The 25,730-nt window shown below is 64.8% G+C and carries 17 protein-coding genes; 16 read left to right on the top strand and 1 reads right to left on the bottom strand.

The genetic code is table 11. From position 1 onward, the window contains the following. Positions 1-425: 425 nt before the first annotated feature. On the bottom strand, positions 426-1,424 hold the full coding sequence (locus N0B71_RS08155) for a GlxA family transcriptional regulator (protein ID WP_259758253.1): 999 nt from the start codon (positions 1,422-1,424) through the stop codon (positions 426-428). A 225-nt stretch (positions 1,425-1,649) separates the two neighbouring features. Here N0B71_RS08155 and N0B71_RS08150 point away from each other — a divergent pair, with 225 nt between their 5' ends. From N0B71_RS08150 to N0B71_RS08075, 16 genes are all read left to right on the top strand, one after another. Further along, complete coding sequence (locus N0B71_RS08150) at positions 1,650-2,588, top strand: choline ABC transporter substrate-binding protein (RefSeq protein WP_259758249.1); 939 nt, start codon at positions 1,650-1,652, stop codon at positions 2,586-2,588. 72 nt (positions 2,589-2,660) lie between these two features. Beyond that, complete coding sequence (locus tag N0B71_RS08145) at positions 2,661-3,545, top strand: 3-keto-5-aminohexanoate cleavage protein (RefSeq protein WP_259758248.1); 885 nt, start codon at positions 2,661-2,663, stop codon at positions 3,543-3,545. A 115-nt stretch (positions 3,546-3,660) separates the two neighbouring features. Continuing rightward, a complete protein-coding gene (locus tag N0B71_RS08140; protein WP_259758247.1) occupies positions 3,661-4,626 on the top strand; it encodes an L-carnitine dehydrogenase in 966 nt (321 codons plus the stop codon). Positions 4,627-4,850: 224 nt separating this feature from the next. Then, the gene (locus N0B71_RS08135; RefSeq protein WP_259758246.1) at positions 4,851-5,324 is read left to right on the top strand and encodes a thioesterase family protein; all 474 of its coding nucleotides are present in this window, start codon (positions 4,851-4,853) and stop codon (positions 5,322-5,324) included. Between the two features lie 6 nt (positions 5,325-5,330). After that, positions 5,331-6,263, top strand: coding sequence for an alpha/beta hydrolase (locus N0B71_RS08130; RefSeq protein ID WP_259758245.1), 933 nt, complete (start codon positions 5,331-5,333; stop codon positions 6,261-6,263). A 10-nt stretch (positions 6,264-6,273) separates the two neighbouring features. Further along, complete coding sequence (locus N0B71_RS08125; RefSeq protein ID WP_259758244.1) at positions 6,274-7,452, top strand: gamma-butyrobetaine dioxygenase; 1,179 nt, start codon at positions 6,274-6,276, stop codon at positions 7,450-7,452. 477 nt (positions 7,453-7,929) lie between these two features. Beyond that, positions 7,930-8,178: a hypothetical protein gene (locus N0B71_RS08120; RefSeq protein WP_259758243.1), complete on the top strand. Its 249-nt coding sequence runs from the start codon at positions 7,930-7,932 to the stop codon at positions 8,176-8,178. Between the two features lie 191 nt (positions 8,179-8,369). Next, entirely contained in the window at positions 8,370-10,046 is a 1,677-nt protein-coding gene (locus N0B71_RS08115) for a ShlB/FhaC/HecB family hemolysin secretion/activation protein (RefSeq protein WP_442964672.1), read from the top strand. Positions 10,047-10,105: 59 nt separating this feature from the next. Next, on the top strand, positions 10,106-10,789 hold the full coding sequence (locus N0B71_RS08110) for a CsgG/HfaB family protein (protein ID WP_259758241.1): 684 nt from the start codon (positions 10,106-10,108) through the stop codon (positions 10,787-10,789). A 29-nt stretch (positions 10,790-10,818) separates the two neighbouring features. Continuing rightward, the gene (locus tag N0B71_RS08105) at positions 10,819-11,175 is read left to right on the top strand and encodes a DUF4810 domain-containing protein (RefSeq protein ID WP_259759507.1); all 357 of its coding nucleotides are present in this window, start codon (positions 10,819-10,821) and stop codon (positions 11,173-11,175) included. Then, the gene (locus N0B71_RS08100; protein WP_442964652.1) at positions 11,175-11,837 is read left to right on the top strand and encodes a DUF799 domain-containing protein; all 663 of its coding nucleotides are present in this window, start codon (positions 11,175-11,177) and stop codon (positions 11,835-11,837) included. The genes N0B71_RS08105 and N0B71_RS08100 overlap by 1 nt, the downstream gene beginning before the upstream one ends. Positions 11,838-11,961: 124 nt before the next feature. Beyond that, a complete protein-coding gene (locus tag N0B71_RS08095; protein ID WP_259758239.1) occupies positions 11,962-23,292 on the top strand; it encodes a hemagglutinin repeat-containing protein in 11,331 nt (3,776 codons plus the stop codon). Then, positions 23,289-23,672, top strand: a complete 384-nt coding sequence (locus tag N0B71_RS08090; protein ID WP_259758238.1) for a hypothetical protein — start codon at positions 23,289-23,291, stop codon at positions 23,670-23,672. The genes N0B71_RS08095 and N0B71_RS08090 overlap by 4 nt, the downstream gene beginning before the upstream one ends. A 288-nt stretch (positions 23,673-23,960) precedes the next feature. Further along, positions 23,961-24,233, top strand: a complete 273-nt coding sequence (locus N0B71_RS08085; protein ID WP_259758237.1) for a hypothetical protein — start codon at positions 23,961-23,963, stop codon at positions 24,231-24,233. Between the two features lie 137 nt (positions 24,234-24,370). Beyond that, positions 24,371-25,072 carry a hypothetical protein gene (locus N0B71_RS08080; protein WP_259758236.1) on the top strand — a complete coding sequence of 234 codons (702 nt, stop codon included), beginning with the start codon at positions 24,371-24,373 and terminating at the stop codon, positions 25,070-25,072. Positions 25,073-25,188: 116 nt separating this feature from the next. Continuing rightward, a complete protein-coding gene (locus tag N0B71_RS08075; RefSeq protein ID WP_259758235.1) occupies positions 25,189-25,506 on the top strand; it encodes a hypothetical protein in 318 nt (105 codons plus the stop codon). Positions 25,507-25,730: the final 224 nt, after the last annotated feature.

Genomic DNA, 25,730 nt, shown 5'->3' with positions numbered 1-25,730 from the left:
TCCATCCGGCAGCCGGTAGGGTAAATGACGGTAATCCCACAGATATTGCCAATCGCTTTTGCTTTTCGTAGGAGCAACTGTCTTTATTTGAAACTTGGTACCGCCGATCTCCCTCTCCCTGAAGGGAGAGGGGCTGACCGGCATCAAGCGGAACTCCGAGCTCGCCGGCGGCACTGGAAGGCTCCCTGTCCCTTCGGAGCGGGGCGCGCAGCCAGGGCGGGGGAGAGGGCTGACGTCCACGCAGGATTTTCCGGGTAGGAGCGGCCATTCAGACACGTAGGGCGCATCATCCGGAACGGGTTACCCGCCAGGGCGGCGGATAACGCCGTAGGCGTTATGCGCCCTACAGGGCTGATCGGCATCCAGCGAAACCCCGAGCTGGCCGGCGGCACCGGACAGCCCCCTCTCCCTTCAGGGGGGGACGCCTAGTTAGAGGGCTGGGGAGAGGGGCTTCTGGCCGCAGCGCCATGACTGCCCGCCACCTTGCGCAACCCCACCCGGTCCTGGCTCGGGCACACCCCGAATTTCGCCCGGTAGCTGCGCGACAGGTAGGAGGGCGTCTCGAAGCCGCAGGCCACGCCGATCTCCAGCACGCTCATGTCGGTCTGGCGCAGCAGTTGGCGCGCCTTGTCCAGGCGCAGGCCGAGGTAGAAGTTCGACGGCGTATCGTTCAGGTGCAGGCGGAACAGGCGCTCCAGCTGGCGCCGGGTCACCTGGATGCGCTCGGCCAGCTCCAGCGTGGTCAGCGGCGGCTCGGTATGGCGCTCCATCTCGCCGATCACCTGCACCAGCTTGCGGTTGCTCACCCCGTAGCGGCTGGCGATCTGCAGACGCTGGTGGTCCTGGCGGGTGCGGATGCGCCCGACCACGAACTGCTCCGACACCTGCACCGCCAGCTCCGGCCCGTGGGCCTGGGCGATCAGGTCGAGCATCAGGTCGATGGACGCGGTGCCGCCGGCGGAGGTGATGCGCGGGCCGTCGATCTCGAACAGCTCCTGGGTTGCCTGCACCTGTGGATAAGTCTCCCGGAAGGCGTCCAGCGCCTCCCAGTGCACCGTGCAGCGCTGGCGCTGCAGCAGCCCGGCCTCGGCCAGCACGAAGCTGCCGGTGTCGATGCCGCCCAGGGTCACGCCCTCGCGGTCCAGGCGCCTGAGCCAGTGCAGCAGCGCCGGCGTGCAGACGCGCAGCGGCTCGAAGCCGGCCACCACCAGCAGCGTGTCGCCCTCGCGCAGCGCTTCCAGGCCGCTGTCGGCGTTCATCGACATGCCATTGCTGGACAGCACCGGGCCGCCGTCCAGGCTCATCAGGTGCCAGCGGTACAGCTCGCCGCGAAAGCGGTTGGCCACCCGCAGCGGTTCCACGGCGGAAACGAACCCCATCACGGAGAATCCGGGCAACAGCAGGAACCAGAAGTCTTGGGACATGGCGGGTACCGTGCGTTCGAGGGCGGCTTGATGGCAGCCTGCCCACACTTATGAACCAGGGACGTCGCCCTGGCAATCGGGGAGGTCGCTGCTGTGCAAGAGCTGGTCGCCGCAGTGCGATTCACCAGCCCCGCAGCTGCGTAATTTGATCACCACGGCTCCCCGCGAAGGGCCGCATGACACAACAACGATAACCAACGCCGCAAAGGCCTTGAGGGAGAAGTCATGAAGCTAACGATCCAAGCGCTCGGCTGCGCCGCGCTCATGCTCGCCGCTACCACCAGTTGGGCCGCCGAGCCCGCCCAATGCCAGAACGTGCGCATGGGCACGGTGAACTGGACCGACGTGGTGGCCAGCAGCGCCGTGGCCGAAGCCGTGCTCGGCGGCCTGGGCTACCAGGTCAAGCAGACCAGCGCCTCGCAACAGATCATCCTCGCCGGCATGGCGGACAAGCAGCTCGACGTCTTCCTCGGCTACTGGCAACCGACCATGCAGCCGGTGGCCAAGCCCTACCTCGACAAGCAGCAGATCGACGTGATCACCCCGCCGACCCTGCCCGATGCGCAATCCACCTACGCTGTGCCCACCTACGTCTACGACGGCGGCCTGAAGACCTTCGCCGACATCGCCAAGTTCAAGGACAAGCTGGACAACAAGATCTACCTGATCGAGCCCGGCAGCGGTTCCAACCGCATCACCGCGGACATGATCGCCAAGGACAAGTTCGGCCTGAAGGGCTTCCAGATCGTCGAGTCCAGCGAGGCCGGCATGCTCACCGCGGTCAAGCGCGCCATCAAGCGCAAGCAGTGGGTGGTGTTCTTCGGCTGGAAGCCGCACCCGATGAACCTGCAGATCGACATGAAATACCTCACCGGCAGCGACGACGTGTTCGGCCCCAACGAAGGCTCCGCCACCGTCTCGATCATGACCGCCGGGGGCTACCAGGCGCAGTGCGGCAACGTCGCCAAGCTGCTGCACAACCTCAAGTTCACCAGCGAGCAGGTGAGCCAGGTGATGGTGCCGATCCTCGACCGCAGCCAGCCGGTGGATGCCGCCAAGGCCTGGCTGAAACAGAACCCCGAGCCGCTCAAGGCCTGGCTCGAGGGCGTGACCACCTTCGATGGCAAGGACGGCCTCGCCGCCGTCCAGGCGTCGCTGAAGTAACCCACTACCCGCCACTCCCTGCGCGTTGCCCGCGCGCAGTGGAGGCGTTCGACCCGAAGAAGGACTGCCACCGTGAACTATGAAGTGATCGTCACCTGCGCGGTGACCGGCGCCGGCGACACCGTCGGCAAGCACCCGGCGATTCCCGTCACCCCGAAGGAAATCGCCGCCGCCGCCATCGAGGCCGCCAAGGCCGGCGCCACTGTCGCCCACTGCCACGTCCGCGACCCGCTGACCGGCAAGCCCAGCCGCGACGTGAACCTCTACCGCGAAGTGGTCGAGCGCATCCGCGAGAGCGACACCGACGTCATCATCAACCTCACCGCCGGCATGGGTGGCGACCTGCAGATCGGCCAGGGCGAGCAGCCGCTGGAGTTCGGCGCCGGCACCGACCTGGTCGGCCCGCTGGAGCGCCTCAAGCACGTCGAGGAACTGCTGCCGGAAATCTGCACCCTGGACTGCGGCACCCTGAACTTCGGCGACGGCGACTTCATCTACGTCTCCACCCCGGCCCAGCTGCGCGCCGGCGCCAAGCGCATCACCGAGCTGGGGGTGAAGGCCGAGCTGGAAATCTTCGACACCGGCCACCTCTGGTTCGCCAAGCAGATGCTCAAGGAAGGCCTGCTGGAAGACCCGCTGATCCAGATCTGCCTGGGCATCCCGTGGGGCGCCCCGGCCGACACCACCACCATGAAGGCCATGGCCGACAACATCCCCGACGGCCTGACCTGGGCCGGCTTCGGCATCGGCCGCGCGCAGATGCCCATGGTTGCCCAGGCCATGCTGCTGGGCGGCAACGTGCGGGTCGGCCTGGAAGACAACATCTGGCTGGACCGCGGCGTGCACGCCAGCAACGGCCAACTGGTCGAGCGCGCCATCGAGATCATCCAGCGCCTGGGCGGCCGCGCCCTGACCCCGGCCGAAGGGCGCAAGAAGATGAACCTCAAGCCGCGCTGATCCGCCGCGCCGAACTGCTCCCGTAGGAGCGGACCTTGTCCGCGAATGCCCCCGCAGGGGGCCCGTTCGCCCACCGGCCCGCTCCCGCCCAACGCCCCTATCCGCTGGAGTCGCCATGTCCTTCATCACCCACATCAAAACCTTCGCCGCCCTCGGCAGCGGCGTCATCGGCAGCGGCTGGGTCGCCCGTGCCCTGGCCCACGGCCTCGACGTCATCGCCTGGGACCCGGCGCCCGGCGCCGAAGCCGCGCTGCGTGCGCGCGTCGCCAATGCCTGGCCGGCGCTGGAAAAGGCCGGCCTCGCCCCCGGCGCCTCGCAGGATCGCCTGCGCTTCGTCGCCACCATCGAAGAGTGCGTGCGCGATGCCGACTTCATCCAGGAAAGCGCCCCCGAACGCCTCGACCTGAAATGCGAGCTGCACGCCAAGATCAGCGCCGCCGCCAAGCCCAATGCGCTGATCGGCTCCAGCACCTCGGGCCTGCTGCCCAGCGAGTTCTATGCCGATGCCACGCACCCCGAACGCTGCGTGGTCGGCCACCCGTTCAACCCGGTGTACCTGCTGCCGCTGGTGGAAGTGGTGGGCGGCGCGAAGACCTCGCCCGACGCTGTGCAGGCAGCCATCCAGGTCTATGAATCCCTCGGCATGCGGCCGCTGCATGTGCGCAAGGAAGTCCCCGGCTTCATCGCCGACCGCCTGCTCGAAGCCCTCTGGCGCGAAGCGCTGCACCTGGTCAACGACGGCGTCGCCAGCACCGGCGAGATCGACGACGCCATCCGCTTCGGCGCCGGCCTGCGCTGGTCCTTCATGGGCACCTTCCTCACCTACACCCTGGCCGGCGGCAACGCCGGCATGCGTCACTTCATGGCCCAGTTCGGCCCGGCACTGCAACTGCCCTGGACCTACCTGCCGGCCCCGGAGCTGACCGAGACGCTGATCGACCGCGTCGTCGAAGGCACCGCCGAACAGCAGGGCAGCCGCAGCATCGCCGAGCTGGAACGCTACCGCGACGACTGCCTGCTGGCGGTGCTCGGCGCGATCAAGGACACCAAGACCAAACACGGCTTCGCCTTCGCCGACTAAGAACCTGCCAGGATTGGCTGCGCGTCGGCATGACGGCGTTGAGGAACAGGCGGTGACTGCTCATTGACTGCAGTCAACTCCGCGTCCCCACCTGCTCCTCGCCCTGTCCTGCTCTAGCTCGCGAAATCCTGATCAGGTTCTACCCTCGTTACTTCAACATGCTCCGAACCGCCCCCTCTCCCTGTGGGAGAGGGCTGGGGTGAGGGCCTGACGGACGCGAAACCATGCACCCCCTGAAAACCTACGAAACCCCCATCCTCGCCGAGTGGACCGACTACAACGGCCACCTGCGCGACGCCTTCTACCTGCTGCTGTTCAGCTACGCCACCGACGCCCTGATGGACCACCTGGGCCTCGACGCCGACCACCGCGCAGCGACGAACGACTCGCTGTTCACCCTGGAAGTGCACCTGAACTACCTGCATGAGGTGAAGGAGGGCGAGCAGGTCGAGGTGCGCACCCAGCTGATCGCCCACGACCGCAAGCGCCTGCAGGTTTTCCACAGCCTGCACCGCGCCAACGAAGACCTCGCCCTGGCCGCCAGCGAGCAGATGCTGCTGCACGTCAACCTCGACGGCGGCGCGCGCTCGGCGCCTTTCGAAGGCGTGGTGCTGGAGCGCGTGCTGGCGCTGGCCGAAGCCCATCGCCCATTGCCGCGCCCGGACTACGTCGGCCGCGTCATCGGCCTGCCGGGCTGAGCGACCATGAGCCGGCGCTATCCGCTGTCCGATGCCATGCAGGCCTTCGTCACGGAGACGCAGGCGCACCCGCTGGAAGGCCCCACGCTGGCCGCCCAGAGGGGCAACTACGAGCGCATGGCGGCTGCCTTCGCCCCGCCGGTCCCGCCCGGGCTGCTGGTCCGCGACGCGCACCCCGAAGGCCTGGTCGAACTGCGCCTCTACCGGCCCGAAGGCACGCCGCCGGCCGATGGCTGGCCCACCGTGTTCTACATCCACGGCGGCGGCTGGGTCCTGGGCAACGCACGCACCCACGACATGATCTGCATTCCCCTGGCCGCCGAACTCGGCGCGCTGGTGATTGCCCTCAGCTACCGGCTGGCGCCGGAGCACCCTTATCCCGCGGCACTGAACGACTGCCTGGACGTGTGGCGCCGCCTGTTCGCGGACGGCCTCGGCGAAGCGGTGGATAAAACCCGTGTCGCGGTGGCGGGCGACAGCGGCGGCGCCAACCTCGCCGCCGCGCTGTGCCTCGCGTTGCGCGGCCGCGGCGAACCGCTGCCGCTGGCCCAGGCGCTGATCTACCCGGCGCTGGGCAACCTCGACACGCCCTCGCGCACCACCTGCGCCGACGCGCCGCTGATGACCAGCGCCGCGGTGGACGACTACCTCGCCGCCTACCTCTCGCGCCCCGCCGACTGGCGCGACCCGCTGGCGCTGCCGCTGCTGGCCGAAGACCTCGGCGGCCTGCCGCCGGCCTTCATCGCCGTCGCCCAGTTCGACCCGTTGCGCGACGACGGCGCGCTGTACCGCGACCGCCTGCGCGAAGCCGGCGTGGCGGTGGATTACTTCCCCGGTGCCGGGCTGGTCCACGGCTGCCTGCGCGCTCGCCGCGTGGCCGAAGTGGATGCCCTGCGCGGCGCCCTGATCGCGGCCTTGCGCCGCAGCCTGAGTCGATGAGGAGCAACGCATGCAGACCACGCAGGACAACCCCGCCGTCGCCGACTGGCGTACCTACCGGCTGACCGCCGAACTGGCCAGCCTGCGCCCGCTCGACAATCGTCTGGAAGTGCTCTGGGCCGACGGCCGCGTCAGCCCCTTCCACCATCAGTGGCTGCGCGACAACTGCCCGTGCGGCGAGTGCGTCTACAGCGTCACCCGCGAGCAGGTGCTGGAAATCATCGACGTGCCGGCGAGCCTCGCCCCGGCCCGCGCCAGCCTCGACCAGGGCCAGCTGTGCGTCGACTGGCAGGACGGCCACCGCAGCCGTTTCGACCCCGGCTGGCTGCGTGCCCATGCCTATGACGACGAGTCCCGCGCGGAGCGTCTGGCCGCGCACCAGACCACCCGCGTCTGGCGCCGCGATGTCGACATTCCGGTGTTCCAGCACGACCAGCTGATGGAGGACGACACGGCGCTGCTGGAGTGGATGCTCGCCCTGCGCGACCTCGGCCTCAGCCGCGTGGACGGCGTACCCACCGCGCCCGGCTCCCTGCACCGCATCGCCCAGCGCATCGCCTTCATCCGCGAGACCAATTTCGGCGTGCTGTTCGATGTGAAGTCCAAGGCCCAGGCCGCCGACAGCAACGCCTACACCGCCTTCAACCTGCCGCTGCACACCGACCTGCCGACCCGCGAGCTGCAACCGGGGCTGCAGTTCCTGCATTGCCTGGTCAACGACGCCGATGGCGGCGACAGCCTCTTCGTCGACGGCTTCGCCATCGCCCAGGCCCTGCGCGACGAAGCGCCGGATGACTTCCGCACGCTGTGCGAGATGCCCATCGAATTCCGCAACAAGGACCGCCGCAGCGACTACCGCTGCCTGGCGCCGGTGATCGCGCTGGACGCGCGGGGCGAAATCCGTGAGATCCGCATCGCCAACTTCCTGCGCGGGCCCTTCGATGCGCCGGCCGAGCGCATGGACGCGCTGTACCACGCCTGGCGCGCATTCCTCACCCTCACCCGCGACCCGCGCTTCCGTGTGCAACAGAAGCTGCGCGCCGGGCAGATGTGGTGCTTCGACAACCGCCGCACCCTGCACGCCCGCACCGCATTCGACCCGGCCAGCGGCGAGCGGCACCTGCAAGGCTGCTACATCGACCGCGACGAACTGCTGTCGCGCATCCTGGTGCTGCAGCGCGAGCGCTGAGTTTGGCGAAGCAACTGTCTTTCCCAGGAAAGTTTGTGCCCGAGGTTGCCCTCTCCCTAACCCTGGCTGCGCGCCCCGCTCCGAAGGGAGAGGGGACCGTGCGGAGCAGGCTGAAACCAATGCGTGAGCCGGGCGGCTCCCTCTCCCTTCGGAGAGGGCGGGGGAGAGGGCTGACGCTCGCACAGAACTTTTCAGGTAGGAGCACTTTCCTCAGGACAAAAAAATCCCCTGCGGCGCCCGACGCGCGGCAGGGGACAAATCGAGCCGGATCAGGCTCTCAGTGTGCGAGGCCCCGCCACGGGCGCCGGTGCCGGCCGCGGGGTATGGAATCCAGTCTGCGCGCCGCGCCGCTTCCCCGGTTAGCCGAAAACGACCTGCGCGTGCCCGCCGCGGACATTCCGTCGGCAGGGTGCTTGCCGTGCCCCGCCTGGCTTACCAGAATCGAGGCAGACCCCACCGCCGCCAAGGAGACCCGCGATGATGCACGCCGACCTGATCGACCAGGACGATTTCCGCGAACGCCTGCAGGCGTTGGGCTTCGCCGTGCCGCCGGCCGTCACCGCCGAGCAGGCCTGCGAATACGCCGTGCGCGGCCTGACCCCCGAGCGCTCGCAGGCGCTGCGCCGCCTGGTGGAAGAAATGCTTGCCGGCAATGCCACCCTGCTGCCGGCCGTGCGCGAGGCGATTTCCCGGCAATTGCTGCCGGCGCTGGTGCCCAAAGTGTGACAATCACCTGCGCAGCCACCTGATTTTTGTGCGCCACTTCTCCCAAAAATTGGGAAATGGATTACAGTTCGTCGGGATGGTGGCCTAAGGGCATCATGTATCAAATATGATCCAATCCGTTTTTTCGGATGAACTGGCCGCCAGGCCAGATGACAGGGATCGTAAGGATGCATGCTCTACACCGTGGCTGGATGCCCGTCCTGGCATTCTGCTGTGCCTCGGCAAGCTTTGCCGCGCCACTCCCCTCGCCGGGTGACAACGACCTTCAGCGCCAGCGCCAGGAACAATTGCTGCGCGAACAGCGCCAGCGCCTCGAAGAGCTCCAGCAGCTCCCCGGCAAGGCGCCGGCCGAGGCGCCGTCCACCACCGCGCCGGATACCCGTTGCTTCACCATCCGCACCATCACCCTCGAAGGCGCCGAGCACCTCGACGCGCGCGCGCGGGAGGCGTTGCTGGCGCCCTATCGCGATCAGTGCCTGGGCGTGAACCAGCTCAACGAGCTGCTCAAGCGCATCACCGACAACTACCTGAGCCGCGGCTTCGTCACCACGCGCGCCTACCTGCCGCAGCAGGACCTCTCCAGCGGCGAGCTGAAGATCATCGTGGTCGAGGGCCGCTTCGAAGGCTTCGACCAGTCGGAGCTGGCCAGCGAGCGCGAACTGGCGATGACCTTCCCCGGCGCCACCGGCGAGGTCCTGAACCTGCGCGACCTGGAGCAACTGGTCGACCAGATCAACCGCCTGCCCTCGCGCCAGGCGCAGATGGAACTGGTGCCGGGCAAGGACGTGGGCGGCAGCCGCGTGCAGCTCAAGGGCGAGCGCAGCAAGCCCTGGCGCGTCTCCGCCAGCCGCGACAACAACGGCGACTCCACCTCCGGCGAACAGCAGGCCGGCGTCGGCCTCGACTGGGACAGCCCGCTGGGCCTGGCCGACCAGTTCGGCCTGCGCTACGGCCAGGACGTGGTCAGCGACCACTGGAAGCACTCCGACAACCAGAGCCTGTGGTACAGCGTCCCCTACGGCTGGTGGACCTTCAACTACAGCTACAGCCGCAACTACTACCGCACGCGCAACGAGGACGCCGGCTTCGCCTTCAAGTACGACGGCGACAACGAGACCCACCAGCTGGGCGCCCAGCGCGTGCTGTTTCGCGACGACGTGAGCAAGACCGGGGTCAGCTTCGGCCTCAGCCACCAGCGCACGCGCAACTACATCGACGACACCCTGCTTGACGTCTCCAGCACCCACCTCAGCGAATTCAACCTGGGCTTCAACCATGGCCGGCGCGTCGGCAGCGCCTTCGTCAACGCCGACATCGGCTGGCAGCGCGGCGTCGGCGCCTTCGGCGCGCAGGACGACGACCCCGATGCCGTCCACGGCAGCCCCACCGCCCGCTACAACAAATACAGCCTGACCCTGAGCTACTTGCAGCCCTTCACGCTGTGGGACCAAGCCTTCAGCTTCGAGAGCCTCGCCACCGGCCAGCACAGCGAGGACGTGCTCTACAGCCCGCAGCGCATCAGCCTGGGTGGCCTGAGTTCGATCCGCGGTTTCAAGGACCAGACGCTTTCCGGCGACTCCGGCTACTACTGGCGCAACCAGCTGCGCTGGCGCCGCGCCGTGACCTGGGAGCCGCTGCTGCCCTGGGTGCAGGAGTACGGCGTGGCCTACGCCTACGACGTCGGCGCCATCGAGCACGGCCGCTACAACCCGGGCCTTTCCGGACGCATGAGCGGCCACGGCGTGGAATTCAGCGCCCGCGGGCAATACGCCGCCGCCTCCGTGACCCTGGCGCGCTCGCTGGAGCGCCCGGACATCATCGAGCGCCGCGAGCACCCGGTGTATTTCCGCGTCGACCTGTTCTTCTGAGCCAAGGAAGAGGCGCCCAGGCGCCCCCTTGGCCAGCCTGATTTTTCAAGGAGAGTGACATGAAACACAGCGTAAGAGATGCAGTGCTGCCGATCCTGGCGGCTGTCGCGGTGGCCGGGTTGTCGGGCTGTGCCACCGAGACGTCCACTGCATTGCCGGTACAGCAGGTCGAAAGCGTCAGCCGCCCCTATAGCGGTGTGCGTTCGCCCATCGCCGTCGGCAAGTTCGACAACCGCTCCAGCTACATGCGCGGCATCTTCTCGGACGGCGTCGATCGCCTCGGCGGCCAGGCCAAGACCATCCTCATCACCCACCTGCAGCAGACCAACCGCTTCACCGTGCTGGACCGCGACAACATGGGCGAGATCCAGCAGGAAGCGGCCATCAAGGGCCAGGCGCAGCGCCTGAAAGGTGCGGACTACGTGGTGACCGGCGACGTTACCGAGTTCGGCCGCAAGGAAGTCGGCGACCGCCAGCTCTTCGGGATTCTGGGGCGCGGCAAGACCCAGGTGGCCTACGCCAAGGTGGCGCTGAACATCGTCAACATCTCCACCTCCGAGGTGGTCTATTCGTCCCAGGGCGCCGGCGAGTACGCCTTGTCCAACCGCGAGATCATCGGCTTCGGCGGTACCGCCAGCTACGACTCCACGCTCAATGGCAAGGTCCTCGACCTGGCGATGCGCGAGGCGGTGAACAAGCTGGTCAACGCTGTCGACAGCGGTGCGTGGAAGCCGCAGAACTGAATCAGGGAAGGTAGGAAATGACCATGGATATGGTACGCAAGACAGTCGCCTGCGCAGCTGCGTTGGCGGGGACCCTGGCGCTGAGCGGCTGCGCGGGGCAGAAGACGATGTATCAGTGGGAAGGCTATCAGGAGCAGGTCCACGAGTACTTCACCGGCGACTCGAAGGAGTCCCAGCTGGAGGCGCTGGAAGCGGACCTGCAGAAGATCAAGGCCAAGAACGGCGCCGTGCCGCCGGGCTATCACGCGCAGCTCGGGTTGCTCTACTCCAGCCTCGGCAAGCAGGACCAGACGGTTCGCGAATTCGAGACCGAGAAGGCGTTGTTCCCGGAGTCCGCCACCTACATGGACTTCCTCCTGAAGAACGCTCGCGGAGGTGCCCAATGATGCGCGCCAGCCTTGCCCGGCTCGTCATGGGCCTCTCGCTGCTGACCCTGCTCGCGGGGTGTGCGCCGACCAAGACCGTCGATTACTCGGCATTCAAGCAGGCCAAGCCGCGCTCGATCCTGGTGCTGCCGCCGCTGAACGAATCGCCCGATGTGAAAGCGACCTACAGCATGCTGTCGCAGGTGACCTACCCCTTGGCCGAGGCTGGCTACTACGTGGTGCCCGTGGCGCTGGCGGACGAGACCTTCCGCCAGAACGGCCTGAGCAATGCCGGGGATATCCACCAGGTTTCCCCGGCCAAGCTGCGGGAAATCTACGGCGCCGACGCCGGGCTCTACGTCACGGTCAGCGAGTACGGCACGCAATACCGGGTGATCAGCAGCGCCACCATCGTGACGGCCACCGCCAAGCTGGTCGATCTCAAGAGCGGCACCACGCTGTGGACCGGCTCCGCCACGGCCTCCAGCGAGGAAGGCAACAACGGCAACAACGGTGGCCTGGTCGGCATGCTGATCACCGCCGCGGTGAAGCAGATCATCAGCAGCTCGGTGGACGACGCGGGTTATCCCATCGCCGGGATGACCAGCGCGCGCCTGCTTTCGGCCGGGCGGCCGGCGGGCCTGCTGTACGGTCCGCGCTCACCGAAATTTGGCAGCGACTGACCCGCGTGCCGGCGCTCGCTCCTGAGCGCCGGCACCCTGCCTGTGCAATGCGGCCGGCGGAAGCCGGCCGGTCAAGTTTCGATCTGAACAACCTTGCCGCTGCAGGGTCGTGAAGGAGTCATACATGGACGTACGCCACCCGCTGTATCAAGCCATCGCCAGTGTCCTGGCCGGCATCCTGATCCTCAATCCCATCGTCGCGGCAGCGGCCGAGCTGGCGGTGGACGCGGCAGCCGGTGGCAATACGCACCTGGGCGCGGCGGGCAACGGCGTACCCGTGGTGAACATCGCCACGCCCAACGGCGCGGGCCTCTCGCACAACAAGTTCACCGACTACAACGTCGGGCAGAACGGCCTGATCCTCAACAACGCCACCGGCAAGACGCAGTCCACGCAGCTGGGCGGGATCATCGTCGGCAACCCCAACCTCAAGGGCGGCGCGGCGCAGAAGATCCTCAACGAAGTCACCGGGGCCAACCCCTCGCAGCTGCGCGGTTACACCGAAGTGGCCGGCCAGTCCGCCCATGTCATCGTCGCCAACCCCCACGGCATCACCTGCAACGGCTGCGGCTTCATCAACACCCCGCGCGCCACGCTGACCACCGGCAAGCCGATGATGGACGGCGAGCGCCTGCGCGGCTACGACGTCGACGGCGGCGAGATCGCCATCGAAGGCGCCGGCCTCAACGCCAGCAACCTCGACCAGTTCGAACTGATCACCCGCAGCGCCAAGCTCAACGCCGACCTCTACGCCAAGCAGCTCACGGTGGTGACCGGGCGCAACCAGGTGGACGCCGAAACCCTCGCCGCCAGCGCCAAGGCCGATGACGGCAGCGCCAAGCCGCAACTGGCCATCGACAGCTCGGCGCTGGGCGGCATGTACGCCGGCGCCATCCGCCTGGTGGGCACCGAGCAGGGCGTGGGCGTGAAGCTGGCCGGCAACATGGCCGCCAGCGGCGGCGACATCCAGATCGATGCCAATGGCCAACTGAGCCTGGCGCAGACCAGCACCGCCGGCAGCCTGCGCGCCAAGGCCAGCGACATCGCGCTCACCGGCCCGACCTACGCGACGGGCAGCGCCGAACTGAGCGCCAACGGCCAGCTCAGCAACAGCCAGAGCCTCGCTGCCGGCCAGCGTGTTGCGCTGACCGCCGCGCAGGTCAGCAACAGCGGCGTGGTCGAAGCCGGCGTCAACCCGGACAACAGCCGCAACGCCCAGGGCGACGTGGCCATCACCGCGCAGAACCTGCGCAACAGCGGCAGCGTGGTCGCCAGCCGCAACCTCGACGCCAACGCCAGCGGCACCCTGGACAACCAGGGCGGCGCGCTCAAGGGCGCCGACACCCGCGTCAGCGCCGCCAGCCTGGACAACCGCCAGGGGCGCCTGCTGGCGAGCAACCAGCTGAACCTGAACGCCGCGCGCCTGGACAACCGCAACGGTCAGGCCGTCGCCAACCGCCTTCAGGTCACCGGTGGCGCGCTGGACAACCGTCTCGGACTGTTCTCTGCCGAGCAGTCGCTGGACTTCACCCTCGACAGCCTCGACAACAGCGGCAAGGGCAACCTGCTCAGCAATGGCACCCTGCAGGCCCGCGTCCAGCAGACGCTCGACAACCAGGGCGATGGCCTGGTCTCGGCCAAGGCCGCGCTCGGCGTGCAGGCTGGCAGCCTCGACAACCGGGGCGGGCTGGTGGTCGGTGATGCGGGCGTCACCCTCTCCGGCGCCAGCCTGAACAACAGCGCGCTGGGCGTGATCAGCAGCCTGGGCGAGCTGAAGATCGACGTCGGCCAGCTGGACAACAGCCAGCGCGGCGCTCTCGACAGCGGCGCGGCACTGCGCCTGAATGCCGGTCAGGTGAACAATACCCAGGGCAGCGTGAGCGCCAAGGGCGACGTGCTGGCCAAGGCGGACAGCTTCAGCCAGCAGGGCGGCGAACTGCTTGCCCAGGGCGCGCTGAGCCTCGAAGCCGGGCAGCTGGACAACCGCAACGGCGGCCTCGTCGCCGCCAACAACGGCGTCACGGTAAAAGGCACCGGCCTGCTCAACCAGGGCGGTGAAATGTCCAGCCGCAACAAGGTGGCCGTGCAGGCTGCCAGCCTGGACAACGGTGCCGGCAAGGTCATCGGCGACGCCGGCCTGGATGTGCAGGTGCAGCGCATCGCCAACCGTGCCGGCACCCTGGCCGGCCGCGACGGCCTGAGCGTGACCGGGCAGAGCCTGGACAACAGCCAGGGCGGCCGGGTGAGCAGCCAGACGAGCGTCTGGCTGCAGCTGGCCGGCGCCCTCGACAACAGCGGCAATGGCTCCGTGCTGAGCCAGGGCGGCCTTACCCTCCATGCCGGCAGCCTCGATAACCGCGGCGGCGCGGTTTCCAGCGCCGGCCTGCTGTTCTCCCGCCTGGCCGGCGCCCTCGACAACCGTGGCGGCAAGCTGCTCAGCGACGACAGCATCGACCTCGCCGGTGCCGACCTGAACAACGCCGGCGGCGTGCTCAGCGCCGCTGGCGACATCAGCGTGCGGGGCGCCAGGCTCGACAACAGCCAGCAGGGCCGCATCGTCACCGACGCCGCCATCCACCTCGCCACCGCCCAGCTGGATAACAGCCAGGGCGGCAGCCTGTCTGCGCGCGGCGTCATCGACGGGCGGGTCATGGGGCTCGACCAGCACGGCGGCGGCCAGTTGGTCGGCCAAGGGGGTGTGGACCTGGACCTGCAGGGCGGCGCCCTGAACAACGCCGGCGGTCTGCTCGGCAGCCCCGGCCAGCTGCTGCTGCGCAACGTCGCCAGCCTCGACAACCGCGGCGGGGAAGTCTCCAGCGAGCGTGCCTTCGCCCTCACCACCGGGGCGCTGCTCAACCAGGGCGGCAAGATTCTCTCCGGCGACCGCCTGACTCTTACCAGCGGCGCGCTGAACAACAGCAACGCCGGGGTGCTCTCCGGCAACAACGGCCTCAGCGTCACTGCCGCCGGCCTGGACAACAGCCAGGGCGGCACCCTCGCCAGCCGGGCCGACCTGCTGCTGCGCAGCCAGGGCGCGCTGGACAACCACGGCGACGGCGCGCTGGTCGCCGGCGGCAAGCTCGATGTCGGCAGCGCCAGCCTGAACAACCAGGGCGGGCTGCTTTCCGCCAGCGGCGACCTGCTGCTGGCCACCGGCACTACCGACAACCGCGACGGCCGCCTGCTCGCCCAGGGCCGTCTCGACGCCAGCACCGCCGACCTCGACAACCGCGACGGCGTGATCAGCGGCGCGCAACGGCTCGACCTCCGCGCCGGCAACCTCCTCAACGGCGCCAGCGCCGCCGGCAAACCTGGCGGGCTGATCACCAGCCAGGGCGCGCTGACCCTGCGCGGGGGCAAACTCGAATCCACCCTCGGCGGGGAAATCTCCGCCAAGGGCGACCTGCACCTGATCGTCGCCCAACTGATCCAGCGCCAGGCCGCACTGATCGGCGAAGGCAAGGTCACCCTCGACCTGGGCAACGGTGCCCAGCGCGGCGACTTCGACAACCGCGGCGGCCTGCTCAGCGCAGCCGGCGCCCTGCAGATCAACGGCCTGGGCAACCTCGACAACCGTGGCGGGGAAATCTCCGCCAGCCAGGGCTTCGTCCTCACTGCCAGTGGCACCCTCGACAACGGCGACAGCGGGCGGATCATCAGCGCCGGCCAGCTCGTGCTGAACGCAAACGCACTGCGCAACGCCAACCAGGGCCTGCTCTCCGGCTGGCAAGGCCTGGCGGTCAACGCCGCCAGCCTGGACAACAGTGCCAGCGGCACACTCTCCAGCCGCGATGGCGCGCTGGCCCTGACGGTCAGCGGCGCGCTCGACAACCACGGCGCTGGCGCGCTGGTCAGCAAAGGCAACCTCACTCTCGACGCCGGCAGCTTGAACAACGCCGGCGGCATCGTTTCCACCCAGGGCGGGCTCGGCCTGACCGTGGGCGGCGACGTGGACAACAGCAACGGCGGCCTGCTCAGCGCCCAGGGCGGCCTGACCGGCAGCGCCAAGGCTGTGGATAACCGTGCCGGGCAGATCAGCGCCGCCAGCATCGACTACGACGCCGCCAGCCTGAACAACGGCGGCGGCAGTCTGGTCAGCCAGGGCGCCCTGCGCCTGGGCCTGCTCGGCGCGCTACTGAACAACGGCGCCGGCTCGAAGATCGCCAGCGGCGGCCCGCTCAACCTGAGCGTCGGCAGCCTGGAAAACCGTGGCGGGCAGCTCGCCAGCCAGGGGCTGCTCAAGGTTCTTGCCGGGCGCTTCGACAACAGCGCCGGCGGTACCGTGGCCGCGCAGAACGACCTGACCCTGCAGCTCACCGCCGAGCTGCTCAACGGCCAGGACGGCCTGGTGTTCAGCAAGGCCGGCCAGCTCGACGTCACTGCCGCCAGCCTCGACAACGCCGGCGGCACCCTGCAGGGCCAGGGCGATACCACCCTCCGCGCCGCGGGCGCCGTCGGCAACCAGAAAGGTCGCATCATCAGCCAGACCGGCCAGCTCGACCTGGGCAGCGCCAGCCTCGACAACAGCGGCGGTGGCGTCATCAACGCCGCCAACGGCAACCTCACGCTGTTCACCGGCCAGTTCAGCAACAACGCCGGCACCACCCAGGCCAACTCCATCGATATCACCGCCACGGCCGGCATCGACAACCGCGCCGGCCACCTCTCGGCGGTCAGCGGTGACAACCGCATCAGCACCACCGATTTCAACAACCAGGGCGGCGGCCTCTATGCCGGCAACCTGCTCTACCTGCGCGGCAACCAGCTGCTCAACGGCGGCGCCGCCCTCGATCAGGGTGGCAAGATCGGCGCCGGCACTCTCGATGCCAGCCTGAATGGCGCGCTGAACAACCAGTTCGGCCTGATCGAAAGCAGCGGTAACCTGACCCTCGGCGCCGCCAGCATCAACAACGTGGTCGGCGCCATTCGCGCGCTCGGCCAGGCGCCCGGCAGCCTGTTGCGCGCGGCCAACCCGAGCCAGATGACGATCGTCAGTGGCGGCCTGCTCAACAACAACCTCGGCCGTATCGAAAGCGCCACCCAGGACCTGACCCTGCAGACCGGCGCCCTGCAGAACGGCGGCGGCAACGTGCTCCACGTCGGCACCGGCACCTTTGGCATCGACCTCGCCCAGGCCGGCCAGGCCGGCGGCAACTTCACTTCCAACGGCAGCCTCACCTACCAGGCCGCCAGCTGGACCAACAACGCCATCATCCAGGCGCGCAACCTGGACCTGGATATCGGCCAGCTCAACCAGGGCGTAACCGGCCAGCTGCTGGCTGCGCAGAGCTTCGTCGGCCGTGGCGGCAACTGGGTCAACGATGGGCTGATTGCCAGTGATGGCAGCCTCGATGTCCAGCTGGGCGGCACCTACAGCGGTGTCGGCCGCACCACCAGCGTCGGCAGCTTCAACCTTGGCGCCAACCTGATCGACCTGACCGGCAGCCTCGCCGGCGGCCAGGGTGTCACCCTGAATGCCAGCACGATGAACAACCGCGGCCGTATCACCGCAGGCGGCAACCTCAGCGCCAACGCCGGCACCCTCAACAACTACGGCACCCTGGGCGGCGCCGGCGACGTGCGTCTCAGCGCCGGGAACCTGCGCAACGACGGCGAACCCAACGGCGCTCTGATCTTCAGCGGCGGCAACATGCAGCTGCGCGCGCAGAACCTCACCAATCGCTTCGCCAACATCTACAGCCTCGGCAGCCTCGACTTCGCCGGTGATGACAACGGCGGCCGCGCCGCCAGCCTGGACAATCTCTCCGCCACCCTGGAGAGCCAGGGCGACATGAGCCTGAACGTCGGCGCGCTGAACAACCAGCGCGTGGTGCTGGTGGTCAACAACGCCGGCAAGTACACCGCGCAGATCATCGAAGTCAGCTGCTACAAGTACTTCAACGACAACAACGCCGACTGCAGTGGCGGCAAGGAAAACCAGGTCTGGGAGGTCACCGAGCGCGACAAGCTCGAAGTGCTCCAGGCCAGCGCCGCCTCCTCCATCAGCGCGGGCGGCAACCTGAACCTGCTGGGCGATTCGATCATCAACGCCAGCAGCGTCATCAGCGCTGGGCAGAACCTCTACGCCAATGTCGCCAGCCTGAGCAACGAAGGCGTCGTCACTGGCGAAACCGAAACCCTGCGGGTGTTGCGCTCCGAGCGTACCCGCGACCACGCCAGCCGCAGCAACGAAGCCAAGGCCTTCACCGACCAGTACTGGATCGATAGCCCGAACTACGTCAACGACCCGGCCGGCCTCGCCAGCGCCCTCAGCCATTTCATTGCCCGTACCGAAAAGGAATACCCGCAGTACGGTTCGACCACCCAGCTCAACAGCGGCGACCAGAGCTACGCGGGCATCATCCAGGCCGCGGGCAACGTCAACATCACCGCCGCCAACGAGATCAACAACAGCGTCATCCGCAACAACTACACCTTCGTCAATCCGGGCCAGAAGACCGGCGACACCGCCATTGGCGCCAGCCCGGTCGCCACCGTGGTGCCGATCAACTCGCAACTGCCGCCCGACCTCGCCCAGCAGCAGGTCAACCCCATCACCCTGCCGGGCTTCAGCCTGCCCACCGGCAGCAACGGCCTGTTCCGCCTGAGCGGCGAGCAAGGCAGCGGCGGTGCGGCTGGCAGCGTGCAGGGCGCCGGGGAGCTCGCCTTCAACGGCCAGAACCTCGGCACAGGCCAGCGCGAGCAGGCGCTGGGCGGCGCCGTTGGCGGGGCCGACAGTGTCGCCCTGGGTGGCGGCGCATCCACCGCCAATGCCACCGCCGGCAACGGCTTTGACATCCCGCGCGTGCAGGGGCTGCCCAGCAGCGCAACCCCCAGCAACAGCCACAAGTACCTGATCGAGACCAACCCCGAGCTCACCAGCCTGAAGAGCTTCCTGAGCTCCGACTACCTGCTCGGCCAGCTCGGCTACGACCCGGACAAATCCCAGAAGCGCCTTGGCGACGGCCTCTACGAACAGCGCCTGATCCAGCAGGCCGTGGCCGCGCGCACCGGCCAGCGCTTCATCGACGGTATGGCCAGCGACGAAGCCCTGTTCCGCTACCTGATGGACAACGCCATCGCCTACAAGGACAGCCTGCAGCTCTCCGTCGGCGTCGGCCTCTCCGCCGAGCAGGTCGCGGCCCTGACCCACGACATCGTCTGGCTCGAAGAAGCCGAAGTGAACGGCGAGAAGGTTCTCGTCCCGGTGCTCTACCTCGCCCAGGCCGAGAACCGCCTCGGCTCCACCGGCGCGCTGATCCAGGGCCAGGACGTCACCCTCATCAGCGGCGGCGCACTCAACAACGCCGGCACCCTGCGCGCCAGCAACAACCTCAGCGCCAGTGCCAGCAACCTGAGCAACAGCGGGCTGATACAGGCCGGCAACCGCCTAGACCTGCTTGCCGACGACAGCATCCGCAACGCCGCCGGCGGCATCATCGCCGGGCTTGACGTCAGCCTTACCGCGCTGACCGGCGACGTGATCAACGAACGCAGCGTCACCCGCATCGACAGCGCGCAGAGCGCCAACCGCACCTGGACCACCAGCTTCGCCGACAGCGCCGCCCGCATCGAGGCCGCGGGCAGCCTCGACATCAGCGCCGGGCGTGACGTCAGCAACCTCGGTGGCGTGCTGCAGAGCCGTGGCGACCTGTTCATTGGCGCCGATCGCGACGTCAACATCGCCTCGGTAGAAGTCACCAACGGCCAGCTCAACGGCCGCCGCTACTACAGCGAAACCACCACCCAGCTGGGCGCCGAAGCCAGCGCCGGGCGCGACCTCGACATCAGCGCCGGGCGCGACCTCAACGCCGTTGCCAGCCGCCTTGATGCTGCCCGCGACGCGGCGCTGAGCGCCGGCCGCGACGTCACCCTCGCTTCGGCGGCGGATGAGAGCCACAGCTATAGCAACACGCGCAAGATCAGCAGCCAGAAGGACCATGTCGAGCAGCAGGGCACCGAGCTGACCGCCGGCGGCGACGTCAACATTGCTGCCGGGCAGGACCTGGCCCTCAAGGCCAGCAAGGTCAGCGCCTCGGGCGAGGCCTATCTGTATGCCTCGCGCGATGTCAGCCTGGTCTCGGAGCAGGACAGCGACTACAGCTACTACCGCAAGACCAAGACCAGCAGCTCCGGGCTCTCCAGCACCACCAAGACCCGCGTCGACAGCAGCAGTAGCACCACCCAGGCCGGCTCCTTGGTCAGTGCCGACAAGATCGCCATCCGCGCCGGCCAGGACATCGCCGTGCAAGGCAGCGACGTCGCTTCCACCAACGGCACCAGCCTGCTGGCCGGGCGCAACGTGCTCATCGATGGCGCGACCGAAAGCGTCGACACCAGCCACGCCGAGTCGAAGAAGAAGTCCGGCGTGATGAGCAGCGGCGGGATCGGCTTCACCGTCGGTTCCAGCAGCCTGAAAACCACCCAGGACGACCACACGGAGCAGACCCGCGGCAGCACCATCGGCAGCGTACTCGGCAATGTCGACATCCAGGCCGGCAAGGACCTCACCATTCGCGGCTCCGACGTCGTCGCCGGCAAGGACATCAACCTCATCGGCCAGAACGTGAGCATCCTCGCCGCGCAGAACGAGAACCGCAGCGAGCAGACCCACAAGAGCAAGACCAGCGGCCTGACCCTCGCTCTTTCTGGCAGTGTCGGCAGCGCCCTGGACTCGGCGTACCAGACCTCCAAGCAGGCCCGCAGCGAAGACGACAGCCGGCTTGCCGCCCTGCAGGGTGTGAAAGCAGGATTGACCGGTGTTCAAGCCTGGCAGGCGGCCCAGCAGGGCACGCAGCAGGGCGGTGCTATCCAGTACTTCGGCATCAGCGCATCGCTCGGCTCACAGAAGTCCAGCTCGCGGCAGACCCAGCAACAAAGCGTCAGCCAGGGAAGCACCCTGACGGCCGGCAACAACCTCAACATTCTCGCCACCGGCAGTGGAGCAGTAGGTCAGGACGGCGACGTGCGCATCCAGGGCAGCCAGCTCAAGGCCGGCCACGACCTGCTGCTGGCCGCCAACCGCGACATCAACCTGGAAGCCGCCGCGAATACCCAGAAGCTCGACGGCAAGAACAAGAGCAGCGGCGGCGCCGTTGGCATAAGCCTGGGCTACAGCAATGAGGGCGGCGCGGGGCTGAGCGTCTTCGCCAGCGTCAATCAGGGCAGCGGCAAGGAAAAGGGCAACGGTACAACCTGGACGGAGACAACCCTGGATGCGGGCGGCAGAGCCAGTCTGGTCAGCGGGCGCGACGCCAACCTGACGGGTGCCCAGGTCAACGCCGACCAGATCACCGCCAAGGTTGGGCGCGACCTGACACTGAAAAGCCTGCAAGACAGCGATGACTACGACTCCACCCAGAAGAACGCCAGCGTCGGCGGTAGTGTCGCCATCATCGGTTCCGGCGGCAGCGCCAATGTCAGCGTCAGCCAAAGCAAGCTCCATTCGACCTATGACAGCGTACAGGAGCAAACGGGCCTGTATGCCGGAAAGGGGGGATTCCAGATCGAGGTGGGCAACCACACCCAACTCGACGGCGCCGTCATCGCCAGCACGGCCGAGGCCGACAAGAATCGTCTGAGCACCGGCAGCTTGGGCTGGAGCGCGATCGACAACAAAGCCCATTACCAGAGCCAGCAGCAGAGCATTGGCTTGAGCAGTGGAAGCGATGGCAGCGGCCAATTCATCAGCAACATGCCCAGCGGCATGCTGGTGGCCTACACCCACGGCGACAGTGCCAGCGGCACCACGCGCTCGGCCATCAGTGCCGGCACGATCGATATCCGCGACCCGGCCAGCCAGGTGCAGGACGTGGCCAGTCTGAGCCGCGACGTGGAGCACGCCAACGGCAGCATCAGCCCCATCTTCGACAAGGAGAAGGAGCAGCGCCGCCTGCAGGAAGTGCAATTGATCGCCGACATCGGCCGGCAGTCGATGGACATCATTCGCACCAATGGCGAGATCAAGGCGAAGGAGGAAGGGCGCAAGGCGCTGGAGAAAGAGGGCAAATACCCACCGGGTGAGGGCGCCTCGGCCGATGACGTCAAGCAGTACAACGAGGCCCTGGTCAACTCCAAGGGCTACCAGGATGTGATGCGCGAGTACGGCACTGGCAGCGACTACCAGAAGGCGGCGCAGGCCGTCACGGCTGCGCTGCAGTACCTCGCCGGTGGCGACATCGGTGGTGCCGTGGCGGGGGCCTCAGCGCCCTACGTGGCGACGCTGATCAAGAAGCAGACTGGTGACAACAACACCGCCCGCATCATGGCCCAGGCGGTACTCGGCGCCATCGTGGCAAACGCCCAAGGCAACTCCGGTGTAGCCGGCGCAGCGGGGGCGGCGACGGGTGAGCTGATTGCGACCACGGTATACCCCAACAAGAAGCCCGAAGACCTGACAGAGAGCGAACGGCAGATCGTTTCCGCGCTCTCCACCCTCGCAGCGGGGATGGCGGGTGGCTTGGCGACGGGGGATAGCGCGGGGGTTGTGTCTGCGGCCGGGGCCGGCAAGACGGTGGTGGAAAACAATTATCTCAGTGTTTCGGAAGCCGAGCGAAAAGCCATCCTAGAGCGCAAACAGCTTTTAGGGACGCTGTCGAAAGCGGAAGAAGACGAGCTCATCGCTATCAAGATAAAGGATAAAACTCGTGATGAAGCAATAAGCCTTGCCTGTACTAATGGAAATAAAGGTAGCACCACATGTGGTCGGTTAGTTGGACCCGCACAAGAAGCGCTGCAGAAGTTCAGTGAAAATGTTACGTACTCACTTCTTTACAAAGACTTATATCCAAAAGATGCTGAAAATTTAGAGAAAATCTTGGTAGGACTGGATGCGGGAAGTGTAACTCGAGACCAAGCAATTTCCGTGATAGCGCAAGCATCAAATATAAGCTGGGAAACCGCAGCCAGTCGTTATGATACCGCAATGCAGTTGCAAGCAATAACAGCCGCTCTTGCCGGGCTTAAGGGGGGGGTCGGGCTACAACGTACCCCGACAAAAGATTCAGTCACTCCTGGCCCAACAAATTTTATGGGCGATTCTGACCAGTTCTTCAAGAATGCCTCGCTTAGAAAAGAAATTGATCCAGATGGATTTTTTGACGTTGTGGCTCATGGAAGCAGACAGAAGATTGAGGTGGTCACTCCCACGGGCACGGTGATGGCTGATCAGCGAATTGTTTCTCAGCTTATAAAAAATAATCCGGGATATAATGGTCAACCTATAAGATTGCTATCCTGTGAAACAGGCGCTTGCGATGCTGGATTTGCTCAGAACCTAGCAAACAAAATGGGGGTTCCAGTGAAAGCCCCTACTGATTTAGTATGGGCATATGGTGACGGCAGAATAGTTGTTGCCCCTAGGGCATCGTTAGATCCAAGTTCTGTGCTTTTTAATGTTCCAGATTTAAATAGGCAAGGTAAATTTAAAATATTTACACCTGGAAAGAAAAATTGAAATCATACAGCTGTGAAAAAAAATGTGAGTCTTGCGGGAGCATTTTGGAACCCTTAAGAAGTGGAAGTTCTCAAGGGTTGATATGTAAAAAATGTGGCTGGTCTATAGTTACTACCAATATATCGCCGATATATTTGGATGAGCGCATATATAAAATAACCTGCCGCGGGGATTACAGGGATAAGTCTCATGTAATGGCTGTGGCGAAAATAACTTCATCTAATTTATTAAGTTCTAGGGAGATGCTTAAAAAAGGTGATTTTTTGATTTTTTCCGGACAGGCTCCCGATATTATAAGGGTTATAGATATTCTGAAAAGAGCATCAATAGAGTACTCCATCGATCCGTATTTTGAATGGGATGAAACCGTCAAAGGTTGAAAATACCGGCCTGTGCAAGTTCAAAACCACCCTCTCCATCTGATGGTGGGGGCACAAGGGGACAGATTTATTTTCTACTCTAAATCTTGCTAGCAAGTCGAGGTTAAAGTTCAGAAAATAAATCTGCCCCTTTTTCCTTGTGCTTATTGATATAAACGACTTCCTGTTGCGCTATGCATTGATTCTTGAGCGGGTCTCAATGAGCAACATGTTCTTAGAGTTTTCTGGCCGGACGTAAACCATGCGCGTGAGCCCGCCTGCAGCTCCGACGTCCTAACGGACGATGGTGTGGATATCCTCGCTTGTTTGCTGATGGACGATGGCGGCCATGGTTACGAATCCAGTGTGCCTTGGCTGGAGGAAGGCTTGGCAAGAGTCCGGCAAGTGAAGTTGGGCGCTGCCGATCGCCTCGATTGGAGTCGTGATGCCTGGGCGGTCATGTTGACCCTTGGGCAGGTAATCCTTCACTCGCTGTATGACGAACGCTGCAGCGCGATGCTTGAGCTTGAGGAGTTCGAGTCAGCCTTGAAGACTTGGGTGGTATTTATCTCAAAGGGATGAAGGCTCAGTCGCTCAGTAAGAAGAAAGGGGACAGATTTATTTTTCCTGCTCTAAAACGGGCTGGAGAGTCAGGATTAGAGTGCAGAAAATAAATCTTCCCATTTTTTCTTTTATTTTTCTCTTTCAGGGGGCCTGAAGTGCGAGCCGGTTTATTATGTGGTGCGGTATTTGTAAGTGTTCTGCCATACGTGTGCGCTGCTCAGGGATTCCGTATTGATGCTCATAGTGAAGAGCTTTATCAAAAAGCTATTCCTTATTTGCAGCAAGCACATAGCAAGCTAGAAGCAGTACCATTTAATTTTCCCCAGGCCAACGCTGAAGACAAAAGGCGCGGTTTAGAACTATCTGAGGAAGCAGGGGGATTTATTGCATCGGCGATTCCTTTGCTAGAGCAGGCATCAGAGCTTGGACATCCGGTGGCGCAATATAGACTGGCACTTCTCTACTATCTTTTTAATTATTCTATTGATGAAACAAGAGCAAAAGTTTGCCCATTGGTCCAGAGAAGCTTTGCGCACGGATTTGCGCCGTCAGCTCTTATATTTTCGAATGCATGTTGGGACTTCCCGGGGCAGAAGGATTTTATTTTTAACTTGAAAAATGTAATAAGCGAAGCCGCAGTTTATGAGAAATATTACCCGCAGCCCGCAATTCAATTTGAATGCAGAGAGAAAGCTCCAGAAGGGTTTGCGATGCCTTGGGGGGGCAGCCTCGATTTTCAAGCAGAAATCTATCGCTTACAGGGAGACAGAGATCGCGGAAGACGTAATGAGTTTTATGAAAAGGCAATAGCAATCAACGGCTGCTATAAAGCTAAAAGGCGGCTTGGTTATAATTGAGCGTGTGGACGGCGGAAGAGTGGAAAGTTTTAGTTTTCAGCCACAATCTGCCTTGTGAGCCAGGGTTGGAGTGTGGGAGTAAAATCTATAATTGCCTGTATTTACTGGGGTTATTTATGCGCGCGTTGATTCTTGCCAATAAAGTATCCTTGTTTCTCTTGAGCTTCTCATTTGCAGTTTTTAGCGTTGGGGGTTCGATTGCCATATTCTTTAAGCTGGATTTTGTTGCAGTATTGTTCTTTTCTGTAATTGTTTTCTTGATGTCAATCCCAGTGAGTGTTTACTGTCTATTTCTTGCGCGTCGAATTGGAATTGTTGGGCGTGGATATGTTTTCTTCTCGCTGCTTTTGTCATTTATTATTTGGATGGGGTGGATAATTGTTCCGTTTATGCTCAGAAGAGATATTGTGGATTGGGAAAAAGGTGCGAATTAAGGGAAAGCGGGTGTATCCTTCTACTCTAAATATTTGGAGGGTCATGGTCAGTATTTGGAAAGTAAATCTGCCCTCTTTTTTGTGTGCGATCTGAGGTTCTGGGGACTGCATGGGGACAGATTTATTTTCCATTCTATAACTTTCTGGTGAGTCCGAATTAGAGTACAGAAAATAAACCTGCCCCCTTTTTCCGGTCCCTTTTTTCCGTCCCAATGCGTTGTGAT

This window comes from Pseudomonas sp. GCEP-101 (assembly GCF_025133575.1).
Taxonomy (GTDB): Bacteria; Pseudomonadota; Gammaproteobacteria; order Pseudomonadales; family Pseudomonadaceae; genus Pseudomonas; species Pseudomonas nitroreducens_B.
This window is presented reverse-complemented; position numbering and strand designations above follow the sequence as displayed.